Source organism: Burkholderia sp. Se-20378 (assembly GCF_017104665.1).
In the GTDB taxonomy this organism is placed as follows: domain Bacteria; phylum Pseudomonadota; class Gammaproteobacteria; order Burkholderiales; family Burkholderiaceae; genus Burkholderia; species Burkholderia lata.
The window spans coordinates 1-18,106 of record NZ_JAAGPG010000142.1; the positions used below are offsets into that span (position 1 = coordinate 1).

At 61.3% G+C, this 18,106-nt stretch carries 14 protein-coding genes and 6 pseudogenes; 11 read left to right on the forward strand and 9 right to left on the reverse strand.

Features of this window, described 5'->3' with window-relative positions; translation table 11 throughout:
* The 4 genes from G3N93_RS17030 to G3N93_RS17045 form a co-directional block, all read left to right on the forward strand.
* The coding region (locus G3N93_RS17030) for an ABC transporter ATP-binding protein (protein WP_206133541.1) at positions 1–574 on the forward strand (574 nt) is incomplete at its 5' end.
* 36 nt (positions 575–610) lie between these two features.
* Positions 611–2,983 (forward strand): TonB-dependent siderophore receptor, encoded by a 2,373-nt coding sequence (locus G3N93_RS17035; RefSeq protein WP_206133542.1) that lies wholly within the window; start codon positions 611–613, stop codon positions 2,981–2,983.
* Positions 2,984–3,026: 43 nt separating this feature from the next.
* Positions 3,027–3,707 carry a Fe2+-dependent dioxygenase gene (locus G3N93_RS17040; protein WP_174932962.1) on the forward strand — a complete coding sequence of 227 codons (681 nt, stop codon included), beginning with the start codon at positions 3,027–3,029 and terminating at the stop codon, positions 3,705–3,707.
* 374 nt (positions 3,708–4,081) lie between these two features.
* Positions 4,082–4,270 carry a hypothetical protein gene (locus tag G3N93_RS17045; protein WP_174932961.1) on the forward strand — a complete coding sequence of 63 codons (189 nt, stop codon included), beginning with the start codon at positions 4,082–4,084 and terminating at the stop codon, positions 4,268–4,270.
* A gap of 462 nt (positions 4,271–4,732) precedes the next feature.
* On the opposite strand, the gene G3N93_RS17050 is transcribed toward G3N93_RS17045, so the two are convergent.
* Together G3N93_RS17050 and G3N93_RS17055 are read right to left on the reverse strand one after the other, a co-directional pair.
* Entirely contained in the window at positions 4,733–6,103 is a 1,371-nt protein-coding gene (locus G3N93_RS17050; RefSeq protein ID WP_174932960.1) for an MFS transporter, read from the reverse strand.
* Positions 6,104–6,571: 468 nt separating this feature from the next.
* Positions 6,572–6,886 carry a helicase gene (locus tag G3N93_RS17055; protein ID WP_174932958.1) on the reverse strand — a complete coding sequence of 105 codons (315 nt, stop codon included), beginning with the start codon at positions 6,884–6,886 and terminating at the stop codon, positions 6,572–6,574.
* Between the two features lie 390 nt (positions 6,887–7,276).
* On the opposite strand from G3N93_RS17055, the gene G3N93_RS17060 reads away from it, so the two are divergent.
* Positions 7,277–8,170 (forward strand): hypothetical protein, encoded by an 894-nt coding sequence (locus G3N93_RS17060; RefSeq protein ID WP_206133543.1) that lies wholly within the window; start codon positions 7,277–7,279, stop codon positions 8,168–8,170.
* Positions 8,171–8,315: 145 nt separating this feature from the next.
* Here the strand turns inward: G3N93_RS17060 and G3N93_RS17065 are convergent, their stop codons facing one another.
* The 4 genes and pseudogenes from G3N93_RS17065 to G3N93_RS41580 form a co-directional block, all read right to left on the reverse strand.
* Positions 8,316–8,705: a hypothetical protein gene (locus G3N93_RS17065; protein WP_174932953.1), complete on the reverse strand. Its 390-nt coding sequence runs from the start codon at positions 8,703–8,705 to the stop codon at positions 8,316–8,318.
* Between the two features lie 122 nt (positions 8,706–8,827).
* Positions 8,828–9,235, reverse strand: a complete 408-nt coding sequence (locus G3N93_RS17070; RefSeq protein ID WP_206133544.1) for a hypothetical protein — start codon at positions 9,233–9,235, stop codon at positions 8,828–8,830.
* Between the two features lie 161 nt (positions 9,236–9,396).
* Positions 9,397–9,738: pseudogene (locus G3N93_RS41575) on the reverse strand (ISNCY family transposase); the annotation flags it as partial.
* Positions 9,728–9,868, reverse strand: a pseudogene (locus G3N93_RS41580) (ISNCY family transposase); the annotation flags it as partial. The pseudogenes G3N93_RS41575 and G3N93_RS41580, both read right to left, overlap by 11 nt.
* Before the next feature lie 169 nt (positions 9,869–10,037).
* Between G3N93_RS41580 and rpoD the strand changes: the two are divergent.
* Complete coding sequence (gene rpoD, locus G3N93_RS17080; protein ID WP_241026574.1) at positions 10,038–12,065, forward strand: RNA polymerase sigma factor RpoD; 2,028 nt, start codon at positions 10,038–10,040, stop codon at positions 12,063–12,065.
* A gap of 105 nt (positions 12,066–12,170) precedes the next feature.
* Here the strand turns inward: rpoD and G3N93_RS17085 are convergent.
* Both G3N93_RS17085 and G3N93_RS17090 read right to left on the reverse strand, forming a co-directional pair.
* Positions 12,171–12,293, reverse strand: a pseudogene (locus G3N93_RS17085) (cold-shock protein); the annotation flags it as partial.
* Positions 12,294–12,471: 178 nt separating this feature from the next.
* Complete coding sequence (locus G3N93_RS17090) at positions 12,472–13,230, reverse strand: hypothetical protein (RefSeq protein WP_206133546.1); 759 nt, start codon at positions 13,228–13,230, stop codon at positions 12,472–12,474.
* Positions 13,231–13,602: 372 nt separating this feature from the next.
* Between G3N93_RS17090 and G3N93_RS17095 the strand changes: the two are divergent.
* From G3N93_RS17095 to G3N93_RS17115, 5 genes and pseudogenes are all read left to right on the forward strand, one after another.
* Positions 13,603–14,823 (forward strand): annotated as a pseudogene (locus tag G3N93_RS17095) (IS66 family transposase); the annotation flags it as partial.
* Between the two features lie 174 nt (positions 14,824–14,997).
* Positions 14,998–15,648: a hypothetical protein gene (locus tag G3N93_RS17100; protein WP_206133547.1), complete on the forward strand. Its 651-nt coding sequence runs from the start codon at positions 14,998–15,000 to the stop codon at positions 15,646–15,648.
* Positions 15,649–15,741: 93 nt separating this feature from the next.
* Positions 15,742–16,137, forward strand: a pseudogene (locus tag G3N93_RS17105) (transposase); the annotation flags it as partial.
* A complete protein-coding gene (locus G3N93_RS17110) occupies positions 16,083–16,589 on the forward strand; it encodes a hypothetical protein (RefSeq protein ID WP_206133548.1) in 507 nt (168 codons plus the stop codon). The pseudogene G3N93_RS17105 and the gene G3N93_RS17110, both read left to right, overlap by 55 nt.
* A gap of 78 nt (positions 16,590–16,667) precedes the next feature.
* A pseudogene (locus G3N93_RS17115) lies at positions 16,668–16,769 on the forward strand (transposase); the annotation flags it as partial.
* Positions 16,770–16,903: 134 nt separating this feature from the next.
* On the opposite strand, the gene G3N93_RS17120 reads toward G3N93_RS17115, so the two are convergent.
* The coding region (locus G3N93_RS17120) for a thioesterase domain-containing protein (RefSeq protein WP_241026575.1) at positions 16,904–18,106 on the reverse strand (1,203 nt) is incomplete at its 5' end.

The following is an 18,106-nucleotide window of genomic DNA, read 5'->3' on the forward strand; positions in this document are numbered from 1 at the left end:
CACGTTGCCGGCCGGCGTGCGCCTGCAGGTGCTGGAATCGGTCGTTGTCGCGCGCCGCGCGACACGGCAGGGCTTCATGCCGGCCGGTCGCGGCGGGAGCGAGGAGGGCGACGACACGGTCGCACTCGCGTTGCTCGCCCGGCTCGGCATCGACGGGCTCGCGCTGCGCACGCTCGACGAACTCTCCGGCGGCCAGCGTCAGCTCGTTGGCCTCGCGCAGGCACTCGCCCGCGATCCGCAGGTGCTGCTGCTCGACGAGCCGTTGTCGGCACTCGATCTGAATCACCAGCACCAGGTGATGGCCGCACTGCGCGACATCACGCGCGAACGGCAGCTCGTGACGGTCGTCGTGCTGCACGACATCAGTGCCGCGCTGCGCGGTTGCGACCGCGCGATGCTGCTGCACCGCGGCCGCATCGTGCGCTTCGGTCCGCCGGAAGACGTCGTGACGCCGGCCAGCCTCGCCGACGTGTTCGGCGTCGCCGCGCGCATCGAGCGCTGCTCGCGCGGCCAGCTCCAGGTGCTGATCGACGGGCTCGCCGTCCACGACCCGGTTGCCGCCCCATCGCGCTAACCGTCCTCTTCATTACTCTCATCACCGGAAGGTTTCATGTCGTCGTCTCATCAACGAGCCGGCCGATCGCCGTCGGCCGTGCTGTCGAACCTGTTGGGCGCCACGCTCGGGCTGGCCATGCTGTCGTCCGCGCATGCGCAGTCGGGCGTGTCGGCCGCCGCGCCGGATGCTTCGTCGTCGCCGGGCGCAACGCTGCCTGCGATCGACATCAACGCGCATTCGTCGCCGTACCGCACCGAATTCCTGCAATCGGACCAGTTCACCGCGCCGCTGCTGGACGTCGCGCAGAGCGTCGCCGTCATCCCGAAGAAGGTGCTCGACGAGCAGCAGGCGCAGAGCCTGCAGGACATCCTGAAGAACGTGCCCGGCATCACGTTCACGTCGGGCGAGGGCAACCTTGGCTGGGGCGACATGTTCACGATCCGCGGGTTTTCCGGGGAGCAGAGCATTACCGTCGACGGCATTCGCGACGCAGGCCTCGCCGGGCGCACGGATACGTTCAACGTCGAGCGCGTCGAGGTGTTCAAGGGCACCGGCACGATCGAGTCCGGCGTCGCCGCGCCGGGCGGCAGCGTGAACCTCGTCAGCAAGGAGGCCCATGCCGGCGACGCCTATCACCTGTCGACGACGCTCGGCACCGCCAGCTACCGGCGCGTGACGGCCGACCTCAACAAGCAGTTGACGCCCACGTCGGCGTTCCGGCTGAACCTGATGCGCCACTACAACGCGGTCGACGGCCGCGCGGTGACCGACTACGACCGCTGGGGCGTGGCCGGTTCGCTCGCGCTCGGCCTCGGCACGCCGACGCGCGTGACGATCGACTATCTGCACCAGAACGACGTGAACACGCCCGACACGGGCGTGCCGATCGAACGCGGCACCGGCGGCGCGCGCATGCCGGGCGTGCCGCGCAACGGCTGGTACGGCGACCCGAACCTGTTCACCGATCGCGAGGTGACGGATCGCGCGACGGTCAAGGTCGAGCACGACTTCAACGACAACCTGCGGATATCCAACATCAGCCGCTTCGAGCAGACCGACCGCATCACCGTGCTGTCGCCCGCGCGCTTCAACTCGACCGGCGGCACGTCGTACGGCTACACGGGCACGGGGCCACTCGTCACGAGCAGCGCGGGGCTTGCGTCGTACAGCGGCTATGCGCCGATCGCGAACGCATCGCCGCTGGCGGTGCTGCGCGGCAGCAACTACGGCACGTCGAAGCGTTACGACATCGTTGCGAACGAAACCAACCTGAACCTGTCGTTCGACACCGGCGGCCTGCATCACGACGTCGTTGCGGGTGCGGAGGTGTATCACGAGCGCTACGGCGATCTCGCGCGCACGATTCTCGCGCCGTCGGTGAATCCGGTGATGAACCTGACGAACGCTTACGGCACGAACATGGTCGGCGTGCCGACGCTCGAAGGCGGCGCGGGCGATTATGCGTCGCTGACCGATGCGGGCGTGTACCTGCGCGACACCGTGACCGTCACGCCGAAGTGGATCGTCGAAGGCGCGGTGCGCTATGACCGCTTCTCGCTGAAGCAGGTCAACGGCGCGGCGAACGCGCACACCGTCGCACGCAGCAACGACGGTGCGCTGAGCGGACGCATCGGCATCACGTACAAGCCGGTGCCGTTCGGCAGCGTCTATGCGACCTACAGCCGCGCCGCACAGCCGTCGGCAGTCGGTGCGACGACCAACAACGTGATCTACGGCAACACGTCGAGCCAGGATCTGCAGGCGGCCGTGGCGCAAACCTGGGAACTCGGCTCGAAATGGGACCTGTTCGATCACCGGCTGTCGGTGACGGGCGCGCTGTTTCGCACCGAGCTGTCCGATTCGTGGGACTACGGCGACGGCACGACGACCGTCGTGCGTGCGCTGCCGCCGCGCCGGGTCGACGGCCTCGAGCTTGGCGTGTCGGGCAACCTGACCGACCGATGGTCCGCATTCGCAGGATTTGCCGCGATGCGCGGACGCATCACGAAGGGCGCGAATGCCGGGCTGCGACCCGCCAACGTGCCCAACGCGACGTTCAACCTGTGGACGACGTATGCCGTCACGCCGAAGCTGTCGGTCAGCTACGGCGCGCAGTACGTCGGCACGCGGCGCTATACCGACAATCGCTACGTCGGCGGCCAGAGCAACAACAGCAGCACCGTGAACGGCGCGAGCGGCAAGCATCCCGTGTACGTCGTGGACGGCGAAAAGGCGCCGTCCTTCTGGCTGCACTCGATCGCCGCGCGCTACGAAGTCGACAAGCATCTGACGCTCGGCCTGAACGTGCAGAACCTGTTCAACACGTTCTATTACTCGGCGATCGGCGCGTCGCTCGACGGCTTCCAGTTGTACGGCGTGCCGGGAGCCGGGCGCACCGTCATGGCGACCGCCGACGTCCGGTTCTGACGCGCGCGAGCGCCATCGCATCCGCTTCGAAGGAGAGCACACGATGATGATCGAGATTCCGGGCGTGTTCAGCCCGGCAGAGGCGGCCCAGCTCGTCGAGCGGCTGCGGGCAGCGCAGTGGATCGACGGCCGCGCGACGGCCGGCGCGCAATCGCGGCGCGTGAAGGAGAACCGGCAGCTCGACGGCGACGATCCGCTCGCGCGCGAGATCGGCGACGAGATCATTCGCCGTCTCGCGCAGAACGCGGTGTTCATGTCGGCGGCGCTGCCCAAGCGCATCTATCCGCCGCTGTTCAACCGTTATGCGGGCGGCGAGTCGTTCGGCTATCACGTCGACAACGCGGTGCGCGGCATCCGTGCGTCACGCGAGCGCGTCCGGACCGATCTGTCGGCGACGCTGTTCCTGAACGATCCGGCGAGTTACGATGGCGGTGAACTCGTCGTGCGCGACACGTATGGCGAGCATCGCGCGAAGCTCGCCGCCGGCAGCATGATCCTGTATCCGGGATCGAGCGTGCACAAGGTTGAGCCCGTGACGCGCGGCGAGCGGCTGGCTTCGTTTTTCTGGGTGGAGAGCCTGGTGCGCGAGGATGCGCAGCGGAGTCTGCTGCTGGACATGGATGTCGCGATCCAGCGGTTGACGCAGCAGAACGCGGACGGGGAGTCGTTGTTGCAGCTCACGGGCGCGTATCACAACCTGTTGAGGATGTGGGCGGATGCTTGACGGGGATTGCGGGATGAAATCCTTGAATGAACGCCACCGGAGTGAGACGGGAATCCGACTGGAGCAGTAACAAGGGCGTAGAAGCAGAGAGCGGTAAGTCGTGAACCTGGACGAACGCTGCGTGCACTGAACTCGAAGCGTTGCTTCTTGTCCATCGTGAGTTGCTGGTTGCAGTGCCAGTCCGTTCATCGCTACCTTGAGGCGTTGGAGCTGGCGGGCCGGCAGGGCGCTGACCGTTGCGGTACATGTGACGCAGCGATTCGATGGCGGGGGATTCGCGTCGCGCGCAGCGTCATCGCAGCGACATTTTTCTCGCGTAAATCTATGGCACTTCGCCAGTCGGCGGGGTACCGTTTTCTCAAGGAATACCGACCATGGCGGCAAAACGTCTTCGCATCAACATGATTACCCGTCGCCAATCGACGTTCGACGGCCGGCATCTCGACACCGAGGCGGCACGTCGCCTCGGCGCTCACGCACAGGACGCGATTCCCGCCCATCTGAAAGGCACGCAGGGCGCCGAGGCCGAATGGATGCCGCGCGTGAAGGTCAGCGAGCGGTAACCCGGTTACGCGGAACGAGCCGTTGCGCGACAGCGCCGATCTCGTCGTCCGGCGGCTCTCCCGATTTTGATCCAGGTGAAACGCGCCCGCCGGACGGCGAGCGCAGGAGCACGAACGTTGCGGCACGTGTATCGCGCCACGTCGTCAGTCCTGCTCCGGACGGTACGGCCCGGTGTTCTGCGGCCCCCGGCGCCGTCTCGCGGTGCGGCCGAGCGTGTCGGCCGCCGACGACGCAGCGTTGCCACGGGCCGACGCGCCCGCATTGACCGCGGCGCCAGAAATGCACCCGGCCGGATCGTATTGAACGCCAATTCGCTGACATGCCGGCGCGGGCCGTAGCCCGCCACGCATGACGGCCGCCCAAGAAGCCTCGATGCGCCCGCAAGCAACGTCCGTCTCACGCCCTTGACACTATGAGATCGCGGCTGCGGTCGCCATCGCCAGCCTGAGCTGGCCGATTCGTCAAGTCACCGGCGGCGCGTGCCCGTGATCCCCGAACCCCCGGGTGTCATCGTATTCCCGCGAAATATCCTTGTTCGTATAGTCCCCGAGCTTCGATGCGGCGACTACGCTCAGCACCGCACACACCAGCACGTACGCCGCGATCGCATACCCCGAGTGGTAGTAGGCAAACAGCGCCGTTGCGATCAGCGGTGCCGGGCCTCCGGCAATGACCGACGCGAGCTGATAACCCATCGACGCGCCGCTATACCGCAACCGCCCGGTGAACGACTCGGCGATCAATGCCGCCTGCGGCCCATACATCATTGAATGCGGGACCAGCGACAACACGATCGCCGCGAAGATCCATACCGGATTCCGGCTATCGACCATCGCGAAGTAGACGAATCCGAACACGCCGACGGCAGCCGCGCCGATCATGTACATCCGCCGCCGCCCGATCAGGTCCGACACGTGACCGAACAGCGGAATGGTGAAGAACTCGACCACGGATGCGACCAGCACCGCCGCCAGCAGCAGTTCGCGCGTGACGCCCAGCGCGGTGATCCCGTAAGTGAACACGAACGCCGTATAGATATAGAACGGCGCCTGTTCGGCCATCCGCGCGAACGCCGACAGCACGATATCCCTCGGCTGCTTGCGCAGCACTTCGAGCATCGGTGTCTTCTCGATGCGACGCTCGGCCAGCAGCTTCGCGAAGATCGGCGTCTCGAGAATATTCAGGCGGATATAGAGCCCGATCGCGACCAGCACGATGCTGAGGAAGAACGGTACGCGCCAGCCCCACGTCAGGAAAGCGCTGCCGGAAAACCAGCTCATGGCCAGCACGGCCAGGTTGGCGAGGAACAGTCCCGCTGGCACGCCGAACTGCGGCCACGACGCGACGAAGCCGCGATGCGCATTGGTGCGCGCCCACTCCATCGACATCAGGACCGAGCCGCCCCATTCACCGCCCACGCCGACGCCCTGGATGAAGCGCAGGACCGTGAGGATGACGGCGCCCCAGATGCCGATCGCGGCGTAGGTCGGAACGAAGGCCACCGCGAACGTGGCGAGCCCCATCAGCAAAAGGGTCACGATCAGTGTGGCCTTGCGTCCGATGCGGTCACCGTAATGGCCGAAGATCGCTGCGCCGACCGGCCGCGCGACAAAGCCGACGGCGTAGATCAGGAACGCCTGTAGCGTACCGACGAGTGGGTGGGATTGCGGGAAATACAGCTTTGCGAAGACCAGGCCGGTGACCGTGCTGTAGAGGAAGAAGTCATACCATTCGATCGTGGTGCCAATCGTGCTGGCGATGACGGCGCGGCGTAACTGGCGCCGGGCTTCCTCGTCGGAGAGGGGCGTGGCCGCGGATTGCATGGCAGCCATTTTGATATCTCCCGAAAAAGGGCGATAGAGAAATCAACCATACGCTCTGAGACAGGTTCCGGCAAGCGGCCAGCTACGAATGGCTCCCTCGGCACCCAGGCCTTTCGTTCAGCCATCCTTAAATATCATAATATGATGCTTAACTATCCTTCACCGCGGCAACGATGAGGTTGGCGTGATGTTCGAACGGGACACACGCAGATGCGCCGAACGGGGGATATCGCGGAAAATTCGACGGCCGCACCGGACGCCGTTACGGCCCGCGCTGCGCGACCGTCAGCGCACGACGTCGAGCCGGCCGATCTGCATGCGCGACACGCGCGCGAAGGTGGCAGCCGCAGACATTCAGGCAATCGTCGCTAGCGTGCGTGAAGCCATCGCAGTGCTGGACAAGCAAGTCGAAAAACAAGGGCAAGCGGCTACGCGCTACGAGGTGAGTAGCGGTGGACCCACCAGGAGGGACAGCTTTTATGCGTCTTTCAGCCAGGGCATTTCCACGGGTGACACGACCAGTTGCCGGAATTCGCGCTTCAGATCGAAGATGAACCCGACCAGGATCATCGAGTCGGCGTAAGGAATCGGAAAGACATGCGGATTTTCCGGCGTACGCAGCGGGCGCTCGGGGCTGTCCGCCGTCGCCGCGGCGTTCTCGCGAACGCTTTCCAGCTCGTCGGCCATGGCTACGCCGCTGAGTTTCAGCACACGGCTGCGCAGGTCGCTGAAGGGCTCGATGCGCGGAGCGTCTTCGTGGTATTCGGGCACTTCGTAAACGAACCAGGACATTTTCGTCTCCTGTGAGAGGGGGCGCTATTCTAACGCTGCGCGAGGATCCACCGAAAATCGGCCATGTCGTGCGATGGCCGCGGTCGCCGCGAGGCAGGCAGCATGTGCCGTCAGGTCGTCACCGACGCACGTGGCAGCCCACCGCAACCTGTATAGAATGGCGCGGAATGTCCGCCGTCGCGGATCGACGGCACCTCCCCACGCACCGGCATGCGACTGATCGTCCCCTTGCGTTTTTCCCTCTGGAAACGGGCAGCCGTGCTGTTTGCCGCCGACGCGTTGCTGATGACCGTCGCGCTATGGATCACCGGCCGTATCGACAATGTCGGCACGATCGAGCTGCAGACCGGCAATTTCGCGCTGTTCGTCGCGCGTCTGCTCGCGATGCTGTTGTACGCATCGCTCGTGTGGGTGTGGATCATGCGACCCGCCCGCCACAATCTCGAGTACTTCCCAAGCGTCGACCATCGCGACCGCGTGCTGGGCGCGTGGTTCGTCCTGCTCCTGTGCGGCACGCTGTTCGCGCTGACGCTGCTTTGCTTCGACACGTCAACCGTCAATCGCATGAAGGAGCGCTCGAGCCAGACGCGCAGCGTGCTGGCGCGCGAGTTCGACTGGCAGGCGGAAAGCGGCGGAGGGAAGGGCATTCCGCGACACCGCTATACCGCGACCGGTCTCCTGTTTCCGGACGCCGCAAACCGGGGCATCGAGCGCGTGCGTCGCCCCGGCGGCCGGTTCGACGGCGGCACGACCTGTTTCGTCGAACACGTCGGCTGGCTCGGTTATGGCTGGATCAGCGGCGTACAACCTTGCGATCGCCCGGTCGAACACATCCGGCTAGCCCGCTTGAACGACGTCGAGTTCGATCGCGGCGAGAAACGCGGATCGCAATGCGTCGATGATCCGGCGGCGCCGGCAAGCGAACCGACGCACGATCCGTCTCAATGCCCGCCCGTCGTCGACGAGGGCGGACAGTGGCGCGTGACGGCCGGCGAATCGGTCGTTCTGCCGCTGCCTTCTGATTACTGGATTGCCCCGAGGGTCGTGTCGGTGTCACCCGACGGAAACCGGATCCTGGTCGGCGATGTCGAACTTCCGAGCCAGCTTTTTCTATGGACGCGCCGGTCGGGAACGTGGGTCGCATTGCAGCTACCGGTGGCCCGCCGGCCGCCGCCATCGGATACCTACGTGCTCACCGACGACGCGCGAACGATTCTGGATTGCCCACGCGGTTCGGCCGGTGACTGCGAGCGATGGGTCATCGCGCAGCGGGACAGTCAGTGACGCCGGCGACCGAACGGCCTTGTTTCAACGTTTACCCCTCCCGCCCGGATGACGTCTGCGGGAGGTATTTCAACCGCCTGTCAATGTCGTGGTCGATCGATGCGGCAGCGATGATTTGCCGCCGCCAACGTCATGACAAATCCGCTTAGCCCAGCGTGAATTTCAACGTGCCCAGGCTGCCGACTTCGACCACGCCATCGCTATTGACGAAGGAACGCGTACCTTCGGCAACGATGGTGTTGTTGGTCAAATAGGCGCCGTTCCAGCTATCGACAATGTTGTAGGGACGTTGGTCGGGGCGCTGGCTGCCGCCGAAGCTGATGTTGAAGGGCGCTACGCCGTCCTTGCCTTGGGCCTTGCTGTACACCCAGCCATAGTGTCCGACGTTGCCTTCGGAAGTGAACGCACCGATCGGGCTATAGTTGGTGGTATAGACGCCAGCGATCACGCCATTGGATGGATCGGCGGACGTGATTTTGAATGTGAAATTCTTGTCCGACGAGGTATAGGTGCCGGTGAGAGGTACGTTTGCCATGGCGATCTCCATTTTTTATGGATTTGAAGGATGCAGTCGAGCGCGTCGGTCGCGCACCTGCCAAAGCAATATAGGCGTCGAATACCGTGGATACACCCTGTAAAGCTTGACAGGGGTGAAAATCAAAGACGCATATTTTCTGGGTAAATATCCATACAGGTGAATGCCGGTAGCATTTGCAGCGCTTCACGGCGCCACAGGCGTTGCATCCAGCTGTATAAAAGTCCGCGCAATTTCACATTCTCAATCGTGCCTTCCGTGTCATTTCGAGAGCCGGGAGGTCTTTGTTTGCTGCGATTGCGGGGAGGTTTGGGGGCGGCATGCCGTCGAGAGCGGCTTGTGATAGCTCCCTGTCCGTGAACGCATCCAGGGACGGCTATTGTCCAGCGAATTCTGCTTGCCGACCCCAATTGCTCGCGCGACGCCAATACATCTACGAAATTTCCTGATTTCGCAAAGCTTATAAAATTTCTCGTCTTTAAGTTTTCGCAAATAATTAGAAGATTTTTAAAATTAATTAAATTCTTCATTCGAATTCTGAACATTTGGTGCCGATGGATTGACATTGCTGCAATCCGAAACGTTTACATATGGTAAATGTCATGCCGGATTCAGATATCCACCTTCCAGCTATTTCAAAATGTCCGGGTTTAAGGTTGATTTTGCTACTTCTGTTTCCGCGTTTTGACCGTTAGGCAGTGTCGAAGGTCGGTGCTTGAACGGGCAGGGTGCTCACGGTTGGTTCCCCCGCTTTTGCAGACCGACGGCCAGGTTTGTCTGCCGGCTTTGCGGTTTGCCGACGTCGCGCCAGATCCACGATCACATGCTCGACATCGGCCTGCGTGATCTCGCGTTGCTCCTTCTTGCCCGGCTCGGCCTCGTTTCGATTGGTTCGCGTCGAGTCACCTCGATGCGTTCGAGACGGAGCTTCACGTATTCGACCGTCATCGCGCTGCGCCTGAAGGGCTTGCACGACCTGCAGCACATGACTCAAGCGCTTGTGCTCAACAACGGCACCTTGATGCCTCGAAGTAGCTGACGGTCGATTCGGTCCGCATGAAGGGCGGCATCATCGATCGGCTCGTCGCGTCCCCCACATAAACCGGCAGCGTACGGGCCGGCGCCCGTTCCTCGAACCACCGATGGTCGCTACCGTCGATCTGGGGGATGGAAATCCAAGGTCCTCCGATGTTGTGCTGCACAATATATTCCGGTATCATTCTTGCCCCCCACAAGCTGCGCATGCGGATTTCGGGCGAGGCGTCCCGGCCTCGACTATCTGTGCGTATCACGATTCCGTTCGCATCCCGGCAGGCAACCTATTCTGGCGTCATGCTCGCGACGATCGTCGGCTCATCTGCTGAGGAGCATGTATTGGCAATTTCTGATCGGAACGATTCCACATCCCTGGAAATCACGGCCACGGCAAAAGCCGGCCGCCGTGCATCGAAGGGAAAGGCCCAGACCCTGACACCGACGGACATCGCGTCGTTGGCGCGCCAGAATGAGGAGCGCCAGCGCCAGATGCGCGCGTTGATCGCGCTCGGTCGCGAACGCGGCTATCTCACCCACGCAGACATCAACGATCACCTGCCCGACAACTTCGCCCAGACGGCGGCGATGGACACCATCGTCAGCACGTTCAGCGACATGGGCGTGGCGGTGTACGAACAAGCGCCGGACGCCGAAGCGCTCCTGCTCACCGAAGCTGCGCCGGCCGTGGCATCCGACGATCAGGCGGACGAGGAGGCGGAAGCTGCGTTATCGACTGTCGATTCCGAATTCGGCCGCACCACGGATCCGGTTCGGATGTACATGCGTGAGATGGGGGCCAGCGAACTGCTGACCCGCGCCGGTGAAATCGAGGTCGCGAAACGGATCGAAGACGGTCTGCAGGACATGATTCAGGCGATTGCCGCGTGTCCGTCGATCGTGTCTACGATTCTCGCCGATGTCGACCGCATCGTTGCCGGCGAATTGCGCATAGACGAACTGGTCGATGGCGTCAGCGTCGACACCGATGAAAGCGAAATGACGCCGGAGTCCCAGGAAGAGGAGGCGGAAGTACTCGCCGCCGATGATGATTCGGACGAAGACGACGTCGAAACGGACGCCGGGGATTCGGAGAAGGTGAACGCGGCACGCCTCGAAGAACTCGCGAAGGAAAGTCTCGTGATTTTCGCGCGCGTGCGTGCACTGTTCGAGCAGTTGCCGGATGTGCCTGTCACTGGCGAAGCCCGTTCCGCAGCCGCCGCGCAAGTGCGCACGGCGATCCAGCGTGAACTCGCGCCGATCCGCTTTACCGCCAAGACCATCGACCGCCTTTGCGACATCGTGCATGGACAAGTGACTGAGGTTCGCGCGATCGAGCGCAGCATTCTGGCGATTGCCGTCGACCGTTGCGGCATGCCGCGCGACGCGTTTGTCGAGTCGTTCCCGGGCCACGAGACCGACCTCGAATGGACGAGCCGCACGGCGGCGACCTCGCAGCAGTTTGGCGCGGCGCTCGAGCGACATCAACCGGCGATTCAGGCGGCGCAGCAGAAACTCGTCGACATCGAGTCCCGGGTCTCGTTGCCGCTCCAGCAGCTCAAGCAGATCAACCGCCAGATGAGTGCCGCGGAACTGAAAATGCGGCAGGCCAAGCGCGAGATGATCGAGGCGAACCTTCGCCTTGTCATTTCAATCGCCAAGAAATACGTGAACCGCGGCATGCAGTTCCTGGATTTGATCCAGGAGGGCAATATCGGCCTGATGAAGGCCGTGGACAAGTTCGAATACCGGCGCGGCTGGAAGTTCTCGACCTACGCGACCTGGTGGGTCCGGCAGGCTGTCACGCGTGCGCTCGCCGATCAGGCGCGGACCATTCGCGTGCCGGTCCACATGATTGAGACGATCAACAAACTGAACCGGATATCGCGCGAGATCTTGCAACAGACAGGGCAGGAAGCGCATCCCGCAGCGCTGGCAAAGCGCATGGAGATGTCCGAGGAGAAAGTGCGCAGTATCCTCAAGATCGCCAAGCAACCTGTCTCGCTCGAAACCCCGGTAGGCGACGACGCCGATGCAACGCTCGGCGACATGATCGAGGATGTCTCGGCGAGCTCACCGGCCGAGGCGGCGATTCACGCGAACATGCGCGCGGCGATCGACGAGGCACTCAGCGGGTTGTCGCCGCGCGAGGCCAAGGTTCTGCGGATGCGATTCGGGCTCGACACAAACTCCGATCACACGCTTGAGGAGGTTGGCAAGCAGTTCGACGTGACTCGCGAGCGAATCCGGCAGATCGAGAGCAAGGCGATGCGCAAGCTGATGCATCCCAGCCGTGCAGACAAGCTCAAGCCCTTTCTTGAGCGCTGAGACAAGCCGGGCGTGGTATCCGTTCGACGCCCGGCTCCAGACTTGACGCGATCAGGTGTCGGCCTGATCGTTGTCCTGACCGGGCGTATTCGCTGTAGGGAAAACTTACAGCGGCTTGATGCTGGCGGCCTGCTTCCCCTCGGGGCCCCGATCGGCATCGAAGCTGACCTTCTGGCCCTCCTGAAGCGATTTGAAGCCACTTCGCTGAACCTCGGAGGAACGGGAAAATTGAGTCGACAGGCTGGATCGGATCTTTCTTGACATCTTCGCGACAAATGGCGTCGGTACGTGTTGAACCTGTTCCCGGTCGCAATGAGGGCAAGGCGTACCAGCCGAGCCGTCGATGCAAGTCATGATCCGACGTACCACGCCAAACGACGTAGGTTACTTCGGTGCAACCATCACGCTAAGCGAGATCGACTTCGAGGATCTCCATGGGGCGGTATTGCGGGGGTTGCCCAAAAGTCTGGGTCACCGAGTAAGTCCCCGGTACGGGCTGTCGATTGCGCAGTTCGAGATGGGCGCCTGAGGCAAATAGGACTTCCATTTCATGTCCTAGTGCATCGCGATCATCGAGATCGTAGAAATACATGCGCGAGCGAGGTTCTATCACGCGAATGCCCCAGAGTTGAATGACCTGACTCGCATAGGCTTTGCCTCGATGGTCGAAATTGCGCAAGGCGGGCTGCGGGCTGAAGGATGTCGAAAGCGGTCGATCTGTCGTGAATTGCATAGTATCGATCGGCCAAGACCCGCCATGGAAGAAGTAGTGACCAGACGCCAGGACGCAATCGATGGCAGCGATTTCTTCGTCGACATGACGATAATCGTCCAGTGGATACGCGTTCTTATACTGATCGAGCGCGGGCCAGTGTTGGCGCCGCTGCATGGCATTTTCCCACGTGCCAAATGCGGGGCTCGACCGTATTTGGGCATCGACATGATCGTCGATGCCCGGGTCTGCTTGTGTCTGGAGCATGTAGATCGCCGCTTCCAACGCGTTGGAGGTCACGTACCCCTGGCTTTCCTTGACCGAGGTCATCGCTTTGCCTGTCTTCTCAAGTGAGTCCAGCATTTCCGAGTAGGTGGCGTTGCGATAAGAATACTTTTCGTACGGCTGCGCGAATGGATCGATGATCGGAAGGGTCTGGGATCTGCGTGGCATGATGAAAGAAATATCCTTTTTCTGATGAGTAAGCGTGGGTAAACGTCGGTTTCGGCAGGGCGAGCGCGTCGCGTTTGTACGCTCTCGATGAAACGAGCAAACCGATGCCGCGTTGTTGGATTGCGACCACCGAACCGGTGTCATACGCATTTTGCCGAATCTTGTCCGTCTACGTTGCCATGGAGGACAGATCGATCGTGATCGGGCACAGGTCCGTCGGCCCGCCGCGAGCCAGTGTGTGATTCGTATAGAAGCGGCCGAAGGTCCAGGGATCTTCGGGGTTGTGTCGGTTATCCGAGGCAAAAACAACGGAAAGGATGGCCTTCCCGGGAAGTTCGTAGCTAGGGCGAATGATGTCTCTAAGCGTGCGCACCCAGTGAGGTGGGGTGTCCGGATCGCGGTGGGCTGCTCAAGCCGCTGGGCGAAGACATCGCGGAACAGCTCGAGTACGTGCGGGCGCACTTCCGCGTGATTCGTCATCGTCGTCCGGAGCTGGCCTGCGCGTGCTGCGATCGCATCGTGCAGGCGGCGGCACCGAGCCGCCCGATCGACCGCGGCATCCCCGGCCCGGCGCTGCTCGCACACATTGTCGTGTCGAAGTTCGCCTACCACGTCCCGCTGCACCGCCAGGCAGTCATGTATGCGCGCGACGGCGTCGAGATCGATCCGGGCGCAATGGGGTATTGGATGGGCAGCATCGTGGGCTTGCTTGCGCCGCTGGTCGACGCCGTGCGCCGCTACGCGCTGGCCGGCGGCAAGGTTCACGCGGACGACACACCGCTGCCGGTGCTGGCGCCGGGCAACGGCCGCACAAAGACCGGGCGTCTCTGGGTCTACGTGTGCGATGCTCGGCCGAGCGGCTCCGACGAACCGCCGGCCTGGTTCGCCTACACGCCTGATCGCCGCGGTGAGTATCCGCAGCAACATCTCGCTGACTTCGCCAGTGTGATGCAGGCCGATGCGTTCGCTGGCTATGCCGAGCTGTATGTCGACGGCCGCGTCCAGGAAGCCGCGTGTATGGCTCACGCGCGCCGGAAAATCCACGACCTGCATGTGGTGCGCCCCAACGCCGTGACGGAGGAGGCGCTGCGCCGGATCGGCGCGCTGTACAAGATCGAAGAGCAGATCCGGGGCAAGCCGCCCGACGAACGACGCGGTGCGCGCCAAGCGCGGGCAGTGCCGCTGCTCGATGACATTAAGCGCTGGTTCGACGCGACGCTTGCCACGCTCTCTCTAAAATCTGACACGACCAAGGCGATTCGGTACGCGCTGAATCGCTGGCCGGCGCTCGTCTACTACTGCAGCGATGGGTGTGCGGAGATCGACAACCTGACCGCCGAGCGAGCATTGCGAGGCGTTGCTCTCGGACGGCGGAACTATCTGTTCGCCGGCGCCGACTCCGGCGGCGAACGTGCCGCCGCGATGTACACCCTAATCGGCACGGCACGTCTGAACGGCCTCGATCCCGAGGCGTACCTCGCCTACGTGCTCGAACGGATCGCGGATCATCAGGCCAACCGCATCGACAAGCTGCTGCCGTGGAACGTGGCACCGTTGCTGCCGTCGACCGCACGCGTTGAACCGATCCGATAGCATCCGACTTCCCGCCGCACAACAATCTGAAATATAAAGGTGCTAATGCGGGCCGAAGAATATTGCGCGAGCCAGAGGAAAGTGCATCGGCAGTGCGGTAGAGTTGTCCGCGCCCCACCGGGGCGCTTAGAAGTGGCGTAATCGGTAAAATTGGGACATGATTTGAAGGGAAAAATGAAAAAATCGTTGATCTTATTGGCTACATTGTTATATTCCGCGGTCATTCAAGCGCAAATAAGAGGCCACACGGCTCCGATGATGTTCGAGCCATCGGTTTGCGATTCAGATTACGTCGCAATCGCGAAGAAAAAATTCACTCTTGCTCTTGATGCTGTTGATCAAGCTACGCCAGTCGTATCAGCAGAAAAAATTAAAGAACTATCCGATGAAGAGGATCGAATATCCGAACATTGTCCAATGCCGCAGTCTGGTGTGCCGAACGTAATGTTTTGTCGTGAGCCGATATATTACAAGGAAAATCGTGAGGCTTGGAGGGCGCTGCGCTCAACGCCAGAATATATAGAGTGGAAACTGCATGAGGAAGTCAATTTTCTTCGTCCGGTTCTTGCGGAAATTGATCGATACACGAGCAGCAATATAGTGGATGCTCGATTTTATGGGGTAAAGGGCAACATCTGGTTGCTTACCATGCTTGGTAGCGATTTCGCAAAACTTTACCCTCCGGTTGACCCAGGTGAGCCGGACCCTATGTTTTTGAACAGATCAAAAGTGATAGGGCCTTTGCAAGATGCACGAGATGGCTTGTTCGACATCTTGCGCTGCGATGCTAATAAAACCGCAACGACGCCACAGACGCCTCATTAAAAACTATGCGAGCATCGCAGATGCGCTCTTCATGAACGTGAACGGCAAGAACGCCACCCGCTGCGCGCGTAAGTGTGCGCGCTTGCCGTCGCAAAAAACTGGTTCGAAGCGGCGCTTGCCACGCTCTCAGCAAAATCTGACACGACCAAGGCGATTCGGTACGCGCTGAATCGCTGGCCGGCGCTCGTCTACTACTGCAGCGATGGGTGTGCGGAGATCGACAACCTGATCGCCGAGCGAGCATTGCGAGGCGTTGCTCTCGGACGGCGGAACTATCTGTTCGCCGGCGCCGACTCCGGCGGCGAACGTGCCGCCGCGATGTACACCCTAATCGGCACGGCACGTCTGAACGGCCTCGATCCCGAGGCGTACCTCGCCTACGTGCTCGAGCGCATCGCCGACCATACGGCCAACCGCGTCGACGAACTGCTCCCGTGGAGCGTCGCACCATCGCTGCCGCCTACTGCTCGCGTCGAGCCAATTCGATAGCGTCGCGTAGCTCCGCGGTCAACAACCTGCACTACGGTACTGCTCAGGCGCTTACCACCTCGCTGAGCGCCATCCGGCAGCTGCAGCAGCGGGAACTGGACGCCCAACGCGTCGCGGTCGAAAATCAGGCGGCACGCAACTCGGAAGCCGAGGCATTGGGCTTGCCCCAACGTTCGGTGATGGACTGGTTGACGGTCGAATTGCAACAGATCCGGGACGTAGCACATGCCGATCGCGTATTCGAGTGCGCGATACAGGCGGCAACTGTGCCCAGCATGCTTCCGTTTCGAGATCAAGTAACCGGCCTAAAACCGCTATCTGGTCTCGAACTGTGCGTGACACGCCCTCAATTGACATTCGACAAAACAGAGGCACTTCAGTTTCTGCTCTGCCAGGTCTGGCGTCCGACCGTCGTGATGGGTGACTCGCGAAACGTTCGTCCGATGGTCTGATCTGCTATAGAAATCCTGGACAGAAATGAGTGTTAGTGTTTCGGAGGCAATTTTCCCAATAGGAACGGGAGGTTGGCGATGAAGCGCAAGCAATACTCGGTGGAGCAGATCGTGGCCGCGCTCAAGCAAGCTGAGCTGGGCATGCCGGTGGCGGATTTGGTTCGGCAACTAGGGCTCTCGGTGAAGTGCCGCCTGCCGAATACGTCCGTCAGTTGGGCCTGCAGGCTCAACTGACGGACCAACCGAACGCCGAAGACTAACATTGCCTTTGGCACTGAAAACCTGGACCGTTCAATCCTTTAACTCCACTTAGATCAGTTTGGCCCGGAAACCGGGGGGCAGGTCACTTGTGCTTGCAATATCTCAGAGATGCGGGTGCCCAATATGGCCCGATTAGCAGGGTCTGTCATCATAGATACATGATCGCCCGGGATCGGGATAGAAATGATTGCGGAGGCTGGTAACACTCGTTCCCACCCTGCTATCGACCGGTGGAATTCTGTCATAACTAAATCATCTGAAATAGCAACACCAACTTCGGACTCCTGGATGTGGTGGGCTTGGTCGTTGGTTAGCGGCAAAGGTCCTGTGGAATAGAATTGGTGAACCACTGCCGACAGAGAAGGGATTTCGTAGGCTTGACGGAGACGAGCAAAATGACCGCGTTGTTCCCATGCCATTGCCTCGGTTCGCATATCGAGATCGATCGATAGAAGGCCCAGCCGATGAGCCGCTTCGATCATCGTTTCGAGGGAGGTATCAGCAGCCAGGTGACGAAGTTCGGTTACTTGCTGGGTGCCTTCTATGGAGGTGATTTGTTCATGTTTAATCACATCTAGAAGCATCTGTTTCGCAGTGGTCACTGGGGCAAATTCACCGGAAGGTAACCCGACATCGACCAAACCGATGAACGCTACGGCTTCATCAATGCGCAACAGTTGTTGTGCGACCGCATAAGCTAACAACCCACCGGATGAATAGCCTGCCAGATGGTATGGGCCTCGTGGCTGAATCGTTTGAATCATGGCGACCATCCTATTAGCTAAGATCTCAATCGTTTCAGCTTGAAGTATGTGTGCGGACTCCCACGGCAATGCATAAATAGGAAAATCAGCATTGATATCTCTGGCTAATTCGAAAGCGTATGAGTGGTCACCCATACCTGTTGGCACGAAAAAAAGTGGCTGTTGCTTACCGGCTCGACGGATGGGGAGTGCACAGGCAATGGTTAAACGAGAGGAAGAAACTGCAATTCGCCGTGCTAGATCCAGAAGCAAAGGACTTTGAAAAAGGTCGTTGATGTCGAATTTGATGCCGAAATCCAAGGCTTGATTTTGTAATTGGACCGCGAGCAGGGAGTGGCCGCCGAGTTCGAAGAAGTGATCGTGGCGACCGACACGGTCGACACCGAGCAGCTCGGACCACAGCTGAGCTAGCGTGGTCTCGATCTCCCCCTGGGGCGCCTCGTAGGCATGACGCGCAAAGGCCCCCCCGTCCGGAGCCGGGAGGGCTCGGCG